We start from the raw sequence: 17829 nt of genomic DNA, 5'->3' as shown, positions 1-17829 counted from the left end.
CAACAGGCCACGCCAGGGGCTGCGCCGCTCAGGGCGCGGGCGGAACGCCTCCGCAGTTGGCGGAGGAGGCTGCGGGTCGACTCAGACTTCCGCCGCCGGCTCGTTCTCGTGGCCGCTCTTGCGTTCCGGCATCACCGCAGCGGCTGCGCCACGGCCGTTGAGCAGGCGGGCGAGAACGTCCTGCACCACCGGGCTCTTGCCGACCACACCTTCGATGGCCTTGCCTACCGACAGCGACTTGGCGAAGGAGTTGAAGAAGTCGCCCTCGCCGCCGACGATCTCGATGTTCGCCTTGCCCAGCGCGGTGGCGAGCACCTCGGCCTGGTCCTTGGCGATGTCCTTGTTCGCGGCGATGGCCGCCATGGCCTCCTCGAAGCTCTTCTCCAGCTGCATGCGGAACTCTTCGTGCTGGCGAGCGCTGTCGCTGAGGGCATCCAGGGCGCCGAACTTCTTGCCAAGCCCCTCGGCCTCGGCATTCAGGCGCTGCAGCAGTACTTCCGCTTCCGCGCTGCCCTGGTCCTTGGTGGCCTTGGCCTTGGCCGCGCCGAGCTGCTCCTCGCCGCGCGCCTGGGCGCCGAGCTTCTCGGCCAGCACCTTGGCTTCGGCCAGGCCGTCCTTCTCCTTGGCCGCGGCCTGCGCCTCGAGCACCCGGGCGTCGGCCAGGCCGCGCTCTTCGTCGCCCCTGGCTTCGGCGATCAGTTGTTCGGCACGTACCCGCGCCGCTGCCAAGCCATCCTTTTCCTTCGCCGCGGCGGTGACTTCCAGCACCCGCGCATCGGCCAGGCCCGGCGCTGCGCGCTCGGCCTCGATGCCCTCGGCCAGACGCTTCTTCGCCTCGGCCTGCTTCGACGCCGCCTCCAGCTCGGCCTGCGCCATGGTGTTGATTTCCACCGCCTTGTGCTTGGAGCGGGCCTCGTCGGCTTCCGCCTGCTTGACCTGGCGTACCAGCTCCTGCTCGGCTTCCGCCTGGGCCTGCAGCAGTATCACCTGCTTGACCCGCTCGGCCTCGGAAACCTCGCGCACCTCCTTGATCCGCTCCTCCTCCTGGGCCACGGTCTTTTCCACCGCGACGCGCTCGCGAATCACATTGGCGATGTTCTTGCGCTGCTCTTCCAGCGCCTTTTCCTTCTCGATCTTCTGCAGCTCCACCTCACGCTCGCGGGCGACGATCTCCAGGTCCTTGGCGCGGGTGACCTTCTCCACCTCGATGACCACCGCGCGCTGGCGGTTCTGCTGCGCCACCTCGACCTCGCGCTGGTGGTTCTCGGTGCGCACGTCGATTTCCTGCTGCGCCTGGATCCGCGCCTGCTCGGCCTTCAGCCGCTCCTCTTCCTTGACCCGCGCGGTTTCCGCTTCCTCGCGGGCACGGATGGTCTCGATCTCGCGCTTCTGCCGGGCCTCGGCGTCAGCCTGCTGGCGCTCCAGGGCCAGGGCCGCCTCGCGGGTCTCGACGTTCTTCTTCTTGATCGCCAGCTCTTCGTTGCGCTCCAGTTCGTTGGTGATGACGTTCTGGGTGGCGGTCAGCTCGGTGATCTTGCGGATGCCCTCGGCATCGAGGATGTTGCTCGGGTCCAGCGAGTTCTTCGCGGTCTGCTCCAGGTAGTCGATGGCGACGTCTTCCAGGACGTAGCCGTTCAGGTCGTTGCCGATCACCTCGATGATGCGGTCACGGAAGTCCTGGCGATTCTCGAACAGCTGGACGAAGTCGAACTGCTTGCCGACGGTCTTCAGCGCCTCGGAGAACTTGGCATTGAACAGCTCGTTCACCGCCGAACGGTCGGAAGCACGGTCGACGCCGATGGCCTTGGCCACCTTGAGCACGTCGTCCTGGGTCTCGTTGACCCGCAGGTAGAAGGCAACGGTGATGTCCGCGCGCATGTTGTCGCGGCAGATCAGGCCGTCCTTGCCGCGCCGGTCGACCTCCAGGGTGATCAGCGAGATACGCATGAACTCCTTCAGGTGGATCACCGGATAGACCAGCGCACCGGTGAAATGCACCTTGGGCGTCGACGACATGTCGTTGACGATCAGCGCGGTGCCTTGCGGGACCTTGATGTAGAAGGCCTTGAACAGGGCCAGCAGGCCCACGACCAGCAGAACGACCAGGCCCACTCCCAGCAGGAGGGGCATCAGCGACGTCATATCCATAGCAGCAGTTCTCCTTGATTCTCACCGAGCCCGGGTCAGATACCGCGGAACTCTTCCTCGGTAACGACCCGATAGGCGTGCTCCGCCTCCAGGTACTCCAGCAGCACGACGCGATCGCCGCGCTTGAAGCCTTTGTTTTCTTCCGCACGAACTTTCAGGATCAGCCCGGCGCCGCCGTCTTCCAGCAACGCCTCGCCATGTTGCAGGGTGACCCGCCCGCTGCGCACCACCGCGACCTGGCCCAGCACCGACTTGCTGCTGGTGCTTTCCAGCTTGCGGAACAGCGGCCGCAACGGCCGGCACAGCGTGGCCGCCAGCGGCGCCGCCAGGAACAGCGCGCCCACCGCCACCACGGCGCCCAACGGGTAGCGCAGCCAGCCGAGCGGCAATGCGCTGAGCAGCCACAGCTGGACGAAGTAGCAGAGGAACCAGGCGAAGAAGGACAGCAGGGTCAGCACCAGGGTGACCGGTACGCCGTTGAGTTTCAGCTTCGCCAGCAGCGCGGCGAGGCCTTCGGCCTGGCCGGCGCCATCGACGACCGACTCGGCGTCGAGATCGAGCACATCGATCTCGACCATGCCCAGGGCGACGATGCCCCAGTAGATGATCGCTAGGATCAGAAGAAAGCTGAACAGCACGGTCGGGAACGACAGCGCCGTCTGCAGGAAACCTTCCATTGTCGCTCTATCCCTGAAAAACGGGCCCGGACGCCTTCGCCGGGCCGCGGGCCTATCAGGCCTTGCCCTTTTCCTTCAGGCGCGCCAGCACGCCATCCACGCTGTTGCCCGAGGCCTTGATCCCAGCCGCGCGCAGCTTGGCGTCCAGCGCATCGTCCGGCGCCGCCGCGCTGGCCAGTTCGGCCGCGGCATCCATGGTCGCCGCGCGTTCGGCCTGGCGCTGCTTGATCCGCTCCAGGGAGTCCACCGCGGTCTGCAGCTTGCTCTTCGAGTTGCCGTAGCGCTGGGCAACGGCCATCTGCGCCTTCTGCACGCTCTCGGTGGCCTTGACCGTATCCACCTGTTGCTTGAGCTGGCGGATGTTGCCCTCGGCCTGGCTCACCGACTTGCGCAACTGGGCTACGCTGGCGGCGAATTCCGCGACCTGGGCACGCTCGCCCTCGAGCTGGTTCTCCAGGGTCGCGATCTTCTCCGCGACCTCCCGGGCCAGCTCCTCGTTGCCGGCCTCCAGTGCCTTGATCGCGTATTGCTCGTACTCGGCGACCTGGGCCGCGCCCTTCTCGACGCGCTCCTGGGCCAGGCGGTGGCGGGCCATGATCGAGGCCAGCGCTTCCCGCGACTTGCGCAGTTCGACGTCGGCGTCGCGGATCTCCTGGTCGAGGATGCGCAGCGCCTGGCTGTCGACGATCGCCTCGCCAACCTCGTTGGCTCCGCCGCGCAGGGCGCTCAGCAGCTTGCTCCATACCGTCATGATGGTGTCCTCCCTCAGGCCCGGGCTTTCAGGTAGCCGGCGTAGACTTCCGTGGCGCGGATCACGTTGCCGGCCAGGGTTTCGATTTCGTGCAGCACGCTGGCCAGCGACGAAGTCGTGCTCAACGCGCCGAACATGCTGTAGCAGCGCTCCTCGCCCGGCAGGTTGAGCAGGCCGATGCTCGACAGCGGGAACAGTTGCCGGCTGAGCAGGACCTCTTCGTTGAAGGCGGTCGCGTCGGTAACGTCGCTTTCCGGCCAGAGCAGCGCCTCGACGATGATCTGCTCGCCCTGGGGCGCGACGAACACCGGCAGGTCGCCGTATTCGCGCATGATCACATAGAGACTCGCTTCCGCCCCCTCGATCAGCTCGATCTGGGCCTCGCCGCTGCTGAACAGCTCGGTGCCGCTCAGGGCCTCGGCCAGCGAGCGAGCGTTCCATACCCGGGCTTCCGTCATGTCTTCCTCCTTCTCCAAATGAGCCGCTCCGGCAGCCGGGCGACGCAGCATCCGCTCGGTGCCGGCGAGCGCCGCGGCGTTCTCCGGCAAGATCCAGACTTCCTTCTTCACCAGGCCCTGCTCGCGCAGGCGCTGGCGAAAGACACGCTGATAATGGGCTGATGATTTCCGTTGCATGGACTCACACTACGAGATCACATGTAAGATTTCAACAGCTCACATGTAATAAAATCCAACGCACGCGCATATCTACGCCGGGCCGGCCGGAGCATGGAAAAGAAACACGGGGAGGAAAGAGAGAAAGAAATGGCACGAGGGGCCTCCCTGGCTCGGTGTCTGGCGCGCTACATCCTGTATCGGCTCCCGCATTAAACCCTCTATGCAAAAGGAATTGAAGGACCGCCGGGCATATCGGGAAAAAACGGGAAACGTCTCACCCTACCGCGGCACCCGCCCGCACCGCCGGCAAATGCTCTAGGCTATGCGCACACTGCAGCCTGACGGACACCGCATGGAACATTCGCCCAAACCGCTGGCCGGCCTGAAGGTGGTCGAGCTCGGCACCCTGATCGCCGGCCCTTTCGCCTCGCGGATCTGCGCCGAGTTCGGCGCCGAAGTGATCAAGATCGAGTCGCCCGACGGCGGCGATCCACTGCGCAAGTGGCGCAAGCTCTACGAAGGCACCTCGCTGTGGTGGTTCGTTCAGGCACGCAACAAGAAATCCCTGACCCTCAATCTCAAGCACGCCGAAGGCCAGGCGATCCTGAAACGCCTGCTCGGCGATGCCGACATCCTGATCGAGAACTTCCGCCCCGGCGTACTGGAAAAGCTCGGCCTGGGCTGGGATGTCCTCCACGCGCTGAACCCGCGCCTGGTGATGGTGCGCCTGTCGGGCTTCGGCCAGACCGGCCCCTACAAGGACCAGCCGGGCTTCGGCGCGGTCGGCGAGTCGATGGGCGGACTGCGCTACATTACCGGCTTCGAGGACCGCCCGCCGGTTCGCACCGGGATTTCCATCGGCGACTCGATCGCCGCCCTGTGGGGCGTGATCGGCGCGCTGATGGCGCTGCGACACCGCGAGGTCAACGGCGGCGAGGGACAGATGGTCGACGTCGCCCTCTACGAGGCGATCTTCGCCATGATGGAAAGCATGGTTCCGGAATTCGACGTGTTCGGTTTCATCCGCGAGCGCACCGGCAACATCATGCCGGGCATCACCCCCTCCTCCATCCACACCAGCGCCGATGGCCGCCACGTACAGATCGGCGCCAACGGCGACGCGATCTTCCGCCGCTTCATGCAGGCCATCGGCCGCGACGACCTGGCCAGCGACCCGCAACTGGCCAGCAACGACGGGCGCGATGCGCGCCGCGACGAACTCTATGGGGTTATCGACCGCTGGGTCGCCTCGCAGTCCCTGGAGGAAGTGCTGGCAGTGCTGGCGCGAGCCGAAGTCCCGGCCAGCCGCATCTACTCCGCCGAAGACATGTTCCGCGATCCGCAATTCCTTGCCCGCGAGATGTTCCTCTCGGCACGCTTGCCGGACGGCAAGCCATTCCGCATGCCTGGCATCGTGCCCAAGCTGTCCGCCACGCCAGGCTCGGCGGATTGGGTAGGCCCGGAACTGGGCGAGCATACCGATGCCCTGCTCGCCGAGCTGGGCTACGACAGCGAGGGCATCGCCGCCCTGCGCCGGGAAGGCGCCATCTGAACGGTACGCGGAGCCCTTCATCGGTGCTCCGCGGACAGGGCGGCCCCTCTCCCCTATCCAGCCAGGGAGAGGGGGTTATCCGCACGCTTCCACGAGCATGGCGCCATCCGGCAAGAGCCGCTGCACCGGCGCGCGCCTTCGGCCTGACCGCCCGATGCGCAACGCGCCCTCGAACGAGACGGTGCTAGCGCGACGAATACAGCAGCACGTGATCCCGCTCGCGGAAGGTCGCCAGCACGTCTTCCTCCATCCGCCCGACCAGCACCTGCAATTCCCGGCGAATGGTCTGCACGGCATCCTCGAGATAGCTTTCGTCGTTCAACTGCACCTTGGCGATGACCCGCTGCAACAGGGTTTCCCCCTGCGGATCGACCAGCGTGACCACCCGTCCGCCATCGGGCCGGGGCTGGCTGAGGGTGAAGGGATGGGGAGCGAAGGCATCGGCCAGTCGTTGCTTCAGGCTGTCCAAATCAGGTCTCCTGTTTCGACGAATAAGACTCGTCAAAGACCGAAAAACGCGAATAGGGTTCGTCGATGCAAGCATTTACCGGACTAACGGCAGCATCTGGCGAAAGGCCACGTGCCGGCGCAAATAGCCATTCGAGCCGAACCAGGCCAACGCAACGATCAGCCCGCTATAAGGGAAGCACCGGGAAAAACTCCAACCATCCCACCCTCGCGCAACGCCTTCACCTGCTTGAAATTGCAGTATCCGGCGCGTCCGTCAGGCAGTAACAACGAGACTTCCCCCTGCGCATCGAACAGCGAGGATATCATGACTGCCTTCGCATCCCCCCGCGGCGCCTGGCGCGCCTTCATCCTCGCGCTGGCATTCGCCGCCGGCACGGCACAGGGCTCGCTGCTGTTCGGCGCCGTCGGCCTGGCCAACGACCAGTACGCGCGTCCGGTCGCCGACACCGAGATCGCCAGCACCGCCGTGCTCGCCGATTGTCGTGGCTTCGTCGGGACCATCGCCAGGATCGTCCTGCTGGACGGCTCGATCCGCTGCAACGAGGCTTTCCCCTATGGCTTCGCCAGCCCGATCAGTACCAGCGTCTACTATCCGGCGGACATCGCCGCGTCCGACGCCAAGCTTCCGGTCATCACTTTCGTCGGCGGCATACTTTCCAACGCCGGCAACTATCACGAACTGATGAAACTGTGGGCCAGCCACGGCTTCATCGTGGTGATCTCCTCCGACTTCATCAATTCCTTCCCGCTGATGCACGCCCTCGGCATCCTTGAGGTCGCGAAACTGGACAGGGACCCGGCCTCGGCCCTGCATGGCCGGGCCGACTTTTCCCGGACGCTGGTCGCCGGGCACTCCGCCGGCGGCCAGGCCACACTGCAGAGCGCCAGCCTCTCTGCACAAGCCCTGCAACTCATCGAGCCACGGTTGAAGCTGGTCGGCGCCCTGCCGATCGAGCCAGGCCCCCTGGCCATCGGTTCCACGGTAAAGACCCCGACCCTGCTGCTGACCGGACTGGCCGATGTGGTCGTGCCGCCGCTCAGTTGGCCGATCCTCTGGCAGGGCCCGTTGATCCGCGACGTGCCCGCCTGGGGCGCCACGGCCACCACGGCGACCCACTTCAGCCCGCTGCGACAGATCGAGTACAACGAGTTCGCCGGCATCAGCGTCGCCTGGGTGCTGTACCAGGGAAAGAACGATGCCCAGGCCCGCGACTATTTCGTCGGGCGCTACTACAAGCTGGCCAGCGACATCCAGTTCAACGATCCACTGAGGCTGCTCCGCCCCTCGCGCAACAAACTCGCCGCTGCCCTTTGAGAAGACATGAAAAAGCCCGCCATCAAGGCGGGCTTCTTCCTTTCACGACAGGCTCAGAGCGGCTTGCCGCGATTGCCGTGCTGGCTGACGAAGGCCTGTACCTTGGCCAGCTCGTTCGGCAATACGGTGCAGCGCTCCTCGCGCTCGAACAGGTCGGCGAGGTGCGCAGGCAGCGCCGGCGCCTGGCCGATGCCGGCCTTCTCCACCGCTTCGGGGAACTTGACCGGATGCGCAGTGCCCAGGGTCACCATCGGCACGCTCAGGCTGCGCCGGCATTCGCGGGCGGCACGCACGCCAATGGCGGTGTGCGGGTCGAGCAACTCGCCACAGGAGCGGTATACCTCGGCGATGGTCTCGCAGGTCTGCTCGTCGCTGACCGCCAGGGAGTCGAACAGCTTGCGCGCCTCGGTCCAGCGCTGGTCTTCCACCGACAGCTTGCCGCTGGCCTTGAAGGCATCCAGCAGTTCGGCGACGGCCTTGCCGTTGCGGCCGTGCAGGTCGAACAGCAGGCGTTCGAAGTTGGACGAGACCATGATATCCATCGACGGCGACAGCGAGGGATGCAGGGTGTCCTTGTCGTAGCGATTACCGCTCATGAAGCGGTGCAGGATGTCGTTGCGGTTGGTCGCGACGATCAGCTGGCTGACCGGCAGGCCCATGTTGCGCGCCAGGTAGCCGGCGAAGATGTCGCCGAAGTTGCCGGTCGGCACCGAGAACGCCACCGAGCGATGCGGCGCGCCGAGCTGCAGCGCGGCATGGAAGTAGTAGACGACCTGGGCCATGATCCGCGCCCAGTTGATCGAGTTCACCGCTACCAGGCGGGTACCCTTGAGGAAGCCCTGGTCGGCGAAGCTGGCCTTGACCATCTCCTGGCAGTCGTCGAAGTTGCCTTCGATGGCGATGTTGTGGATGTTGTCGCCGAGGATGGTGGTCATCTGCCGGCGCTGCACCTCGGACACGCGGTTGTGCGGGTGCATGATGAAGATGTCGACGTTGTCGCAACGGCGGCAGCCTTCGATGGCCGCGGAGCCGGTATCGCCGGAGGTGGCCCCCATGATCACCACGCGCTCGCCGCGCTTGGCCAGCACATGGTCGAGCAGGCGGCCGAGCAGTTGCAGGGCGAAGTCCTTGAAGGCCAGGGTCGGGCCGTGGAACAGCTCCAGCACCCATTCGTTGCCGTTCAACTGGCGCAGCGGCGCCACTGCGTCATGGGCGAAGACGCCATAGGTTTCCTCGAGGATCTTCTTGAAGTCGGCATCGGCGATGCTGCCGGCGACGAACGGGCGCATCACCCGGAAGGCCAGCTCGTGGTAGGGCAGGCCGACCCAGGAGGCGATCTCCTCGAGGGTGAAGCGTGGCAGGTTTTCCGGGACGTAGAGGCCGCCGTCGCTGGCCAGGCCGGCGAGGAGGACATCTTCGAAGTTCAGGGCGGGCGCTTGGCCGCGGGTGCTGATGTAACGCATGTTCAAAACCTTCGCTGTTGACGCGGGCCCGCGAGCGGCGCCCGGCGTTCGATCAATTCAGTTGTTCGACACGGATACGGACCACCGGCCCGGACACGCCTTCCAGCGCTTCCAGGGCGGCGATGGCATCGTTGATGCGTTGTTCGATGACCCGGTGGGTAACCAGGATCATCGGCACCAGGCCGTCCTGTTCCTCGGCCTCCTTCTGCATGATCGATTCGATGTTGATGCCGCGCTCGGACAGGATGGTGGCCACCTGGGCCAGTACGCCCGGGTGGTCCTTGGCCTGGATGCGCAGGTAGTAGGCGCTTTCGCAGGCTTCGATCGGCAGGATCGGGTGGTCGGACAGCGCGTCCGGCTGGAACGCCAGGTGCGGTACGCGGTTCTCCGGATCGGAGGTCATGGCGCGGACCACGTCGACGAGGTCGGCCACCACCGAGGAAGCGGTCGGCTCCATGCCGGCACCGGCGCCGTAGTAGAGGGTCGAGCCGACGGCGTCGCCGTTGACCATCACCGCGTTCATCACGCCGTTGACGTTGGCGATCAGGCGATCCGAGGGAATCAGGGTCGGGTGCACGCGCAGCTCGAAGCCGCTCTCGGTGCGACGCGCCACGCCCAGGTGCTTGATGCGATAGCCGAGGGCGTCGGCGTAGTTGACGTCGGCGCTGGTCAGCTTCGAGATGCCTTCGGTGTAGGCCTTGTCGAACTGCAGCGGAATGCCGAAGGCGATCGAGGCGAGGATGGTCAGCTTGTGGGCGGCGTCGATGCCTTCCACGTCGAAGGTCGGGTCGGCCTCGGCATAGCCCAGGGCCTGGGCCTCGGCGAGCACGTCGGGGAAGGTACGGCCCTTCTCGCGCATTTCGCTGAGGATGAAGTTGCCGGTACCGTTGATGATCCCGGCCAGCCAGTTGATGCGGTTGGCCGACAGCCCCTCGCGGATCGCCTTGATCACCGGGATGCCGCCGGCGACAGCGGCCTCGAAGGCGACGATCACGCCCTTCTCGCGGGCCTTGGCGAAGATCTCGTTGCCGTGCACGGCGATCAGCGCCTTGTTCGCGGTGACCACGTGCTTGCCGTTCTCGATGGCCTTGAGCACCAGCTCGTGGGCCAGGGTGTAGCCGCCGATCAACTCGACGACCACGTCGATCTCGGGATTGCACGCTACGTCGAAGATATCGGCGGTGATGGGGGTCGCACCGGTATCGCACTTCGGGTTCGGCCGGCGGGCGGCGATCTGCGCAACCTCGATACCGCGCCCGGCACGGCGGGCAATCTCCTCGGCGTTGCGTTCGAGTACATTGAAGGTACCGCCACCGACGGTCCCCAACCCACAGATGCCTACTTTGACCGGTTTCACGCTGGAACTCCCCATCTCACCTACGACGGCCGGACGCGCCGGCCTGCTATGGTTCCCCGAGCGAATCGAGGTTGACGCGACCACTGTACGGGCCACGACACATCCTGGCGATGGATTCCGCCAGCGGGCGGCGGAAATCGCCAATGATGAAAACAAAAGAGCCGCACATTACGAAGCGGCTCTTTATTAGTCAATTGTTCGGCAGACCCGGCGCTATTTGGCCTCCAGCGCCAGCTTGGCCAACTGCTTGGCCGGCTGGTAGCCGGGGAGCAACTGGCCGTTGGCAAGGACGATCGCCGGCGTTCCCTGCACCCCGACCATCTGGCCCATCTGGAACTGCTTGTCGACCGGGTTCTTGCACTCGGAAGACTTGATCTCCTTGCCGTTCATCATGGCGTCCATCGCCTTGGTCGGCTCCTTCGCACACCAGACCGCCTGCAGTTGCTTGTCGCCCGCCGACTGCGGCCCCTGCCGCGGGAACGCCATGTAGCGCACCTCGATCCCCTGCTCGGTCAGGTCCGGCACCTCGGCATGCAGCTTCTGGCAGTACGGGCAGGTGGTATCGGTGAACACCGTGATGTGCGCCTTGGCCTGGCCCTTGGCCGGATACACCACCATCTCGCTGGCGGGCACGCCGTTGATCGCCTTGGCGATCGCCTGGCTCTCGGCCTTCTCGGTCAGGTTGACCGGCTTGCCGTCCTTCACCTGGTAGAGGTAGCCCTGCATGACGAACTGGCCGTCGGCGCTGGCGTAGAGCACCCGGCCGCCCTTCAGCTGCACCTGGTAGAGCCCCTGCAGCGGGCTGCTGGCGATGGAGTCGATGGGCAGGTCCGGTTGCAGGGCCTGCAGGGTCTTGCGGATGTTCTGATCGGCATTGTCTGCCAGGGCCAGGGTACTCATCAGGCCGAGGGCGGCAGCAGCCAGAAAACGGGTCACGCGCATGTGTCACTCCTGTCGTGCGGTCGGCGAAGCCTACCATAGACCGCTATCCCGACGGGCCCGACGCTTGTCGCAGAACGCTACGAAAGCGCCTCTTTTCGGGTAGGTACGGATTTTTCGGACAAAGCGTCAGCCTCGCGGGTGGTGGCGTGCGTGCAGATCCTGGAGGCGGGCCCGGGCGATATGGGTATAGATCTGGGTGGTCGACAGGTCGCTGTGGCCGAGCAGCATCTGCACCACCCGCAGGTCGGCGCCATGGTTGAGCAGGTGGGTGGCGAAGGCGTGGCGCAGGGTGTGCGGCGAAATCGACGTGCCGATCGCCGCCACCTGCGCGTGATGCTTGATGCGATGCCAGAAGGTCTGGCGGGTCATCTGTTCGCCGCGCAGGCTGGGGAACAGCACGTCGCTGGGCCGCCCGCCGAGCAGGTCGCCGCGGGCCTCGCGCAGGTAGCGTTCGAGCCAGCCGATGGCTTCCTCGCCGAGCGGCACCAGGCGCTCCTTGCTGCCCTTGCCGAACACCTTGACCACGCCCTGGCGCAGGTTGACCTGCTCCAGGGTCAGGCCGACCAGTTCGCTGACCCGCAGGCCGCAGGCATACAGCACTTCGAGCATGGTGCGATCGCGCAGGCCCAGCGGGTCGTCGACTTCCGGCGCCGCCAGCAATGCCTCGACGTCCGCTTCGGAGAGGGATTTCGGCAACGGCTTGCCCAGTTGCGGCAGGTCCACCTGCAAGGTGGGATCCTCGGCGATCAGGCCGTCGCGCAGGCAATAGCGATAGAAGCCACGCAGGCCGGAGAGGAAGCGCGCGGTCGAGCGGGCCTTGTAGCCCTGTTCCAGGCGCCAGGCCAGGTGATCGAGGATGGCGTCGCGGCCGATGCCCTCCAGGCGCAGCCCGCGGCCATCGAGCCAGGCGTTGAACTGCTGGAGGTCGTTGCGATAAGCCTCGCGGGTGTTGTCGGCAAGGCCTTTTTCCAGCCACAGGGCATCGAGGAAACGGTCGATCAGGGGATGTTCGAGGGTACTCATGGATGAAGGCTGCGAACCAAATGAAAGCGCGGCTAGTCTTTCATAGCCTGGGCGCTATCGCGAGCGTTGGCCGTCATCGCCACGTAATGGTTAGTCAGGCCGGTCGACAGGAGGTCGGCCGGCTTCCCGTGCCCGCGGGAAAAAGCGGAGCCATGTGGCTCGATGGTTCGCCCCGGCTCAGGACGAGCGGAGCGACGCTGACAAGGAATCCTCGATGGACCAGAACGCTATCCTGCTCGCCCTCGGCGGCATCGGTGCCGCCGCCCTGCTCAGTCAATGGCTGGCCTGGCGCCTGCGCCTGCCAGCCATTCTTTTCCTGCTGCTGTCCGGGATTGTCGCCGGCCCGCTACTCGGCTGGCTCGATCCGGACGAGATGTTCGGCCCCCTGCTGTTCCCACTGGTATCCCTGGCAGTGGCGCTGATCCTCTTCGAGGGCAGCCTGACCCTGCATTTCAGCGAATGGAAGGAAATCGGCACCGTGGTGCACCGAATGGTGACCATCGGCGCGCTCTCGACCTGGGGCGTGATCGCCCTGGCCGCCCACTACCTGCTCGACTTCAGCTGGGAAATGGCCCTGCTGTTCGGCACCCTGACCCTGGTCACCGGGCCCACGGTGATCGTTCCGATGCTGCGGGTGGTCCGGCCCAAGGCCGCGGTGGCGAACATCCTGCGCTGGGAAGGCATCGTCATCGATCCCATCGGCGCCCTGCTGGCGGTAGTGGTGTACAGCTTCATCATCTCCAGCGGCGAAGGCGATGGCTGGCTGCACAGCCTGCAGACCTTCGGTGGAGTGATCCTCTGCGGCAGCCTGTTCGGCATCCTCGGCGGCTGGGCGCTGGGCATCGTCCTGCGCCGCCACTGGCTGCCGGACTACCTGCACAACCTGGCGACGCTGGCCGCGGTGCTGGGCGTATTCATCGCCTCGAACCGGGTGATGCACGAATCCGGACTGCTCGCCGTCACCCTGATGGGCATGGGCCTGGCCAACATGAAGGGCGTCGACGTACGGCAGATCCTGCACTTCAAGGAAAACCTCAGCGTCCTGCTGATTTCCGGCCTGTTCATCCTCCTGGCCGCGCGCCTGGACATCAATGCCCTGCTCGGCCTGGGCCCGGCGGCGCTGCTGGTGCTGCTGCTGATCCAGTTCGTCGCCCGGCCGCTGAACGTGGCGCTGTCGACCTGGGGTTCGCCGCTGAGCTGGCGCGAGCGCGCCCTGCTCAGCTGGATCGCCCCGCGCGGGATCGTCGCCGCGGCGGTCTCGGCGATCTTCGCCATCCGCCTGAGCGCCGAAGGCCATGCCCAGGCGGCGCTGCTGGTGCCGCTGACCTTTCTGGTGATCATCGGCACGGTGGTCCTGCAAAGCGCCACCGCCCGCCCCCTGGCGCGCCTGCTGAAGGTCGCCGAGCCCTCGCCCAGCGGCTACCTGATCGTCGGCGCCAATCCGGTCGGGCGCGCCATCGGCAAGGCCCTGAAGAGCCTCGGCAGCCGCGTGCTGCTGACTGATTCGAGCTGGGAAAACATCCGCGCCGCCCGCATGGACAACCTGCCCACCTATTTCGGCAATCCCACCTCGCAGCACGCCGAAGCCCACCTCGACCTGGTCGGCATCGGGCATTTGCTGGGGGTTTCTCCAGCCGGCGAGCTGAATACCCTGGCGGCCATGCGCTTCCGCCACGAGTTCGGCCATCGCCAGCTGTTCGGCCTGCCGACCAGCCAGGAAGCCAAGCGTACCGACAAGCACCGCTCCAGCGACGAACACCGTGGCCGCCCACTTGGCCAGCGACCGCTGACCTACGCGCAGTTCGCCAGCCTGCTGTCGCGCGGCGCCGAAATCCGCACCACCCTGCTCACCGACACCTTCGGCTGGAACGACTACCAGGCGCTGCACGGCGAGTCCGCGATCCTGCTGTTCGCCCGCGATCCGAACGGCAGGATGCACGTCGCCACGCCACAGTCCACGCTGGCGCCGGGCACCGGCTGGACGCTGCTGTCGCTGATCGACGCGGAACCGTCAGTCAGCAAGTCGCAGGCTACGGAAATCGCCGACTAGACTTCAACGAACCGACGAAAGACCGTCGTCACCCTATCCAAGGTTGGGTGACAAACGAAGCCCACGAAGAGGATGATTGCATCTAGCCATCATCCTCTTTTTTCATCAGGCCATGACCATGTCCAATCAACAACATTCCCGCCTGGGCCAGATCCTGATCAACAAGGGGCTGATTAGCGCCGCCCAACTGGACGCCGCGATCCAGGCGCAGTTGAGCAACCACAAGCGCCTGGGCGAAACCCTGATCGAGCAGGGCCTGCTGAGCGAACGGCAACTGAAGAAGGCGCTGAAGAAGCAGACCAACCTGCGCCTGGCCGCGACCCTGGTCGCCGCCCTGCTCAGTCCGTTCCAGATGGCCAGCGCCGACATCCAGCGTATGCAGCCGCCAGCGGCCATGAGCCGCCAGGAATTGCCGAAGAACCTGCGTCCGCTGACCGACGTCGAGATGAGCAACGTCAACGCCCAGGGCCTCAACGAAAGCCTCGAGGGCCTGTTCCTGAAGGCCGAGGGCGGCGACGGACTGGCCGCGGTGAAGCAACTGGCGAAGCTGGTGATGCCGATGCTCGACAGCCTGGAGGCGGAAACCTCGATGAGCGACGTTCGCTACGAAACCGGCAAGACGCAAAGCACGCTCAACCCCGACGGCTCGGTCAACCTGCGCCTGCCGAGCAGTATCGGCGAGGTGCGCTTCGACAATATTCGCATTGCCGGCGCGCCGCGCGAGCAGACGTTCGGCAGCGTCAGCCTGCAACAGATCGACCTGTCCCAGGCCTCCCTGAAGATCAGCCTGCGGCCCTGATCCCAACCCAGGGCCGGATCGTCCGGGGATATGGAAAAGGCACCCGTGGGTGCCTTCTTTCCGCCTGTCTCAAGCCGCCTGGCTGGCCGGGAACCCCGGCAGGACCGGAACCGGCCGCTTTTCGTCGTCGATGGCAACGAAGCTGAACAGGCCGTGTATGGCCTTCTCGCGACCGTCGGCGTACATGCTTTCCAGGTACACCTCGACCTCCACCTTGAGGCTGGTGTTGCCGACCTTGACCACCCGTCCGACCAGTTCGACGATCGAGCCCGCCGGGATCGGGTGGTTGAAGTCGATGCGATCGGTGGAAACGGTCACCAGCGGCAGGCGGCAGAAACGGGTCGCGGTGATGAACGAGACCTCGTCCATCCAGGCCAGCGCAGTCCCGCCGAACAGGGTGTTGTGGTGATTGGTGGTGGGCGGGAATACCGCCTTGGTCACACGGGTTTCGGAAAGCTCGGTGCGACGCAGGATTTCTTGCTCTCTGGGGGTCATGCCACGAATACCGGATGGAGTGGCTGCCTGGGTGCCGCGGATGTTGTACTGGTTATGCGCTGCCGTGGGCAGTAGGAAGCGCCGCCGGAAAGGCGAACGCCAGACATGAAAAAAGCAGCCCTCGGGCTGCTTTTCTCGGAGAAGAACCGGATTAGACCAGTTTTTCCTTGATGCGCGCGGCCTTGCCGGACAGGGCGCGGAGGTAGTACAGCTTGGCCTTGCGCACGTCGCCGCGACGCTTGACGCTCAGGCTGTCGACGATCGGGCTGTAGGTCTGGAAGGTACGTTCCACGCCCACGCCGTTGGAGATCTTGCGCACGGTGAAGGCGCTGTTCAGGCCACGGTTGCGCTTGGCGATAACGACGCCTTCGAAGGCCTGCAGACGCTGACGGTCTCCTTCCTTCACCTTGACCTGGACGATCACGGTATCGCCGGGGGCGAACGCCGGGATCTCTTTGTTCATCTGTTCAGCTTCGATCTGCTGAATGATCTTGTTGGTCATGCTGTGCTCCTAAGACCGGCAATCGGCCAGCCATCGATACGTTAACTATCGTCCCGCTGACGGATATATTCCGCCAGCAGCTTCTGCTCTTCTCCAGAAAGCGAGCGGCTATCCAGAAGATCGGCGCGTCGTTCCCAGGTCCGCCCAAGGGCCTGCTGCAAACGCCAACGCCGGATGTGTTCATGGTTGCCACTGAGCAACACTTCAGGAACACGTTTGTCCGCGTACACCTCGGGTCGGGTGTAGTGCGGGCAGTCGAGCAGGCCATCCGTGAAGGAGTCCTCCTCGGCGGAATCTGCATGACCCAATGCACCGGGCAGCAACCGCGTCACTGCATCGACCAGCACCATGGCCGGCAACTCACCGCCGGACAGGACATAATCGCCGATCGACCATTCTTCATCGACGTGCTCTTCGATGAAGCGCTCGTCGATGCCTTCGTAGCGCCCGGCGATGAGGATCAACGCTTCCTCTTCGGCCAGTTCGCGTACGCCCGCCTGCGTCAGCTGGCGGCCTTGCGGCGAAAGGTAGATCACCTTCGCCTTCCTGCCCCCGGCGGCTTGCCTGGCATCCGCCAGCGCGCCCTCCAGAGGCTTGATCTTCATCACCATGCCAGGGCCACCGCCGAAGGGCCGGTCGTCCACCGTCTGGTGGCGGTCCTCGGTGTAGTCCCGTGGATTCCAGCAGGTCAGCGTGAGCAACCCCTGCTTTACCGCACGGCTGGTGATGCCATAGTCACTGATCGCGCGGAACATCTCCGGAAAGATGCTGACGACGCCCACCCACAAACGCTTGTCCATGGATGATCAGAAGTCCGCGTCCCAGTCCACCCGCATCTCGCCAGCGGCCAGGTCGATCGACAGCACGCACTGCCCGGTGTAGGGCAACAGGCGCTCGCGGTCGTCCAGGCTGCCCGCGCAGGGCTTGACCACCATGACATCGTTGGCACCGGTTTCCAGCAGATGGTCGATCACGCCGAGCAACTGCCTGCCCTGGTCGATCACCTTCAGGCCTTCCAGCTGGTGCCAGTAGTACTCACCTTCCTCGAGAGAGGGCAACTCGCTACGCGGGATGCAGATCTCGTAACCGGTGAAGGTGCGGGCCTCTTCGCGATCGTCGAGCCCCTTGAGCTTGGCGGCCAGGACCTTGCCATGCAGGCGCCCCCTGACCAGCTCGGCCTGCCGAATCTCGCCGTCGCGCCGGAGCGTCCAGCGGCGATAGTCCAGCAGGTTGTCCAACGGGTCGGTAAAGGAATACACCTTCACCTCACCGCGGATGCCGTACACCGAAACGATCTTGCCGATCACGACCAGGTCGTCGGCGGGTGTCGGCATTTCACTCATGACGGCTTAGGCGTTTGCCTTGGCAGCGTCCTTGAGCAGCTGAGCAACGCGCTCAGACGGCTGTGCACCCTGGCCGAGCCAGTAGGTAGCACGCTCCTGGTCGACGGACAGACGCACTTCGCCACCAGTCGCAACCGGGTTGAAGAAACCGATGCGCTCGACGAAGCGACCATCGCGCGCATTGCGGCTGTTGGTCACGGTCAGGTGGTAGAAGGGGCGCTTTTTGGAGCCGCCACGAGCAAGACGGATGGTTACCATGTGAACTTCGTTCCTGTAGTCGGTGCTTGCAAAATGAATGCACGCTGGGCCCACGGCCCGAAAGGC

At 65.2% G+C, this 17829-nt stretch carries 18 protein-coding genes; 4 read left to right on the top strand and 14 right to left on the bottom strand.

The features are described from left to right. Positions 1-81: 81 nt before the first annotated feature. From ACI766_RS06260 to ACI766_RS06245, 4 genes are read right to left on the bottom strand one after another with little or no spacing between them, the layout of a single operon-like run. Positions 82-2148, bottom strand: a complete 2067-nt coding sequence (locus ACI766_RS06260) for a flotillin family protein (protein ID WP_003113833.1) — start codon at positions 2146-2148, stop codon at positions 82-84. A 35-nt stretch (positions 2149-2183) separates the two neighbouring features. Next, on the bottom strand, positions 2184-2825 hold the full coding sequence (locus tag ACI766_RS06255) for a hypothetical protein (RefSeq protein WP_003100672.1): 642 nt from the start codon (positions 2823-2825) through the stop codon (positions 2184-2186). Between the two features lie 55 nt (positions 2826-2880). Then, the gene (locus tag ACI766_RS06250) at positions 2881-3576 is read right to left on the bottom strand and encodes a PspA/IM30 family protein (protein ID WP_003092609.1); all 696 of its coding nucleotides are present in this window, start codon (positions 3574-3576) and stop codon (positions 2881-2883) included. Between the two features lie 14 nt (positions 3577-3590). After that, entirely contained in the window at positions 3591-4211 is a 621-nt protein-coding gene (locus ACI766_RS06245) for a YjfI family protein (protein ID WP_016253055.1), read from the bottom strand. A gap of 304 nt (positions 4212-4515) precedes the next feature. Here ACI766_RS06245 and ACI766_RS06240 point away from each other — a divergent pair, with 304 nt between their 5' ends. Continuing rightward, positions 4516-5745, top strand: coding sequence for a CaiB/BaiF CoA transferase family protein (locus ACI766_RS06240; RefSeq protein ID WP_004351428.1), 1230 nt, complete (start codon positions 4516-4518; stop codon positions 5743-5745). A gap of 184 nt (positions 5746-5929) precedes the next feature. Here ACI766_RS06240 and ACI766_RS06235 read toward each other — a convergent pair whose 3' ends face one another. Continuing rightward, positions 5930-6214, bottom strand: a complete 285-nt coding sequence (locus tag ACI766_RS06235) for a DUF3509 domain-containing protein (protein ID WP_003092618.1) — start codon at positions 6212-6214, stop codon at positions 5930-5932. Between the two features lie 111 nt (positions 6215-6325). Here ACI766_RS06235 and ACI766_RS06230 point away from each other — a divergent pair, with 111 nt between their 5' ends. After that, positions 6326-7531: an adenylate cyclase gene (locus ACI766_RS06230; protein ID WP_076938858.1), complete on the top strand. Its 1206-nt coding sequence runs from the start codon at positions 6326-6328 to the stop codon at positions 7529-7531. A gap of 53 nt (positions 7532-7584) precedes the next feature. Here ACI766_RS06230 and thrC read toward each other — a convergent pair whose 3' ends face one another. The 4 genes from thrC to xerD all read right to left on the bottom strand — a co-directional run bounded on the left by thrC (position 7585) and on the right by xerD (position 12316). Next, a complete protein-coding gene (gene thrC / locus ACI766_RS06225) occupies positions 7585-8994 on the bottom strand; it encodes a threonine synthase (protein WP_087823905.1) in 1410 nt (469 codons plus the stop codon). Positions 8995-9046: 52 nt separating this feature from the next. Then, positions 9047-10351 carry a homoserine dehydrogenase gene (locus ACI766_RS06220; protein WP_003109642.1) on the bottom strand — a complete coding sequence of 435 codons (1305 nt, stop codon included), beginning with the start codon at positions 10349-10351 and terminating at the stop codon, positions 9047-9049. A 213-nt stretch (positions 10352-10564) separates the two neighbouring features. After that, a complete protein-coding gene (gene dsbC, locus ACI766_RS06215) occupies positions 10565-11293 on the bottom strand; it encodes a bifunctional protein-disulfide isomerase/oxidoreductase DsbC (protein WP_003092626.1) in 729 nt (242 codons plus the stop codon). Between the two features lie 126 nt (positions 11294-11419). Beyond that, complete coding sequence (gene xerD, locus ACI766_RS06210) at positions 11420-12316, bottom strand: site-specific tyrosine recombinase XerD (protein WP_003092629.1); 897 nt, start codon at positions 12314-12316, stop codon at positions 11420-11422. Positions 12317-12530: 214 nt separating this feature from the next. On the opposite strand from xerD, the gene ACI766_RS06205 reads away from it, so the two are divergent. Both ACI766_RS06205 and ACI766_RS06200 read left to right on the top strand, forming a co-directional pair. After that, positions 12531-14366 carry a cation:proton antiporter gene (locus ACI766_RS06205; RefSeq protein WP_003100653.1) on the top strand — a complete coding sequence of 612 codons (1836 nt, stop codon included), beginning with the start codon at positions 12531-12533 and terminating at the stop codon, positions 14364-14366. A gap of 112 nt (positions 14367-14478) precedes the next feature. Beyond that, on the top strand, positions 14479-15165 hold the full coding sequence (locus ACI766_RS06200; RefSeq protein ID WP_003119314.1) for a hypothetical protein: 687 nt from the start codon (positions 14479-14481) through the stop codon (positions 15163-15165). A gap of 69 nt (positions 15166-15234) precedes the next feature. Here the strand turns inward: ACI766_RS06200 and ACI766_RS06195 are convergent, their stop codons facing one another. From ACI766_RS06195 to rpsP, 5 genes are all read right to left on the bottom strand, one after another. After that, positions 15235-15660, bottom strand: a complete 426-nt coding sequence (locus ACI766_RS06195; RefSeq protein WP_003092635.1) for an acyl-CoA thioesterase — start codon at positions 15658-15660, stop codon at positions 15235-15237. 151 nt (positions 15661-15811) lie between these two features. Then, positions 15812-16162, bottom strand: a complete 351-nt coding sequence (rplS, locus tag ACI766_RS06190) for a 50S ribosomal protein L19 (protein ID WP_003092637.1) — start codon at positions 16160-16162, stop codon at positions 15812-15814. Positions 16163-16203: 41 nt separating this feature from the next. Next, on the bottom strand, positions 16204-16962 hold the full coding sequence (gene trmD, locus ACI766_RS06185; RefSeq protein ID WP_003119312.1) for a tRNA (guanosine(37)-N1)-methyltransferase TrmD: 759 nt from the start codon (positions 16960-16962) through the stop codon (positions 16204-16206). 6 nt (positions 16963-16968) lie between these two features. Beyond that, the gene (gene rimM / locus ACI766_RS06180; protein ID WP_003113830.1) at positions 16969-17496 is read right to left on the bottom strand and encodes a ribosome maturation factor RimM; all 528 of its coding nucleotides are present in this window, start codon (positions 17494-17496) and stop codon (positions 16969-16971) included. A gap of 15 nt (positions 17497-17511) precedes the next feature. Beyond that, positions 17512-17763: a 30S ribosomal protein S16 gene (gene rpsP / locus ACI766_RS06175; RefSeq protein WP_003092643.1), complete on the bottom strand. Its 252-nt coding sequence runs from the start codon at positions 17761-17763 to the stop codon at positions 17512-17514. Between the last annotated feature and the right edge of the window lie 66 nt (positions 17764-17829).

The sequence above is a fragment of the Pseudomonas sp. DL genome (assembly GCF_047199225.1).
GTDB classification, from domain to species: Bacteria; Pseudomonadota; Gammaproteobacteria; order Pseudomonadales; family Pseudomonadaceae; genus Pseudomonas; species Pseudomonas aeruginosa.
The sequence above is the reverse complement of the archived record's forward strand: the minus strand, read 5'-3'. Positions and strand labels throughout refer to the sequence as shown.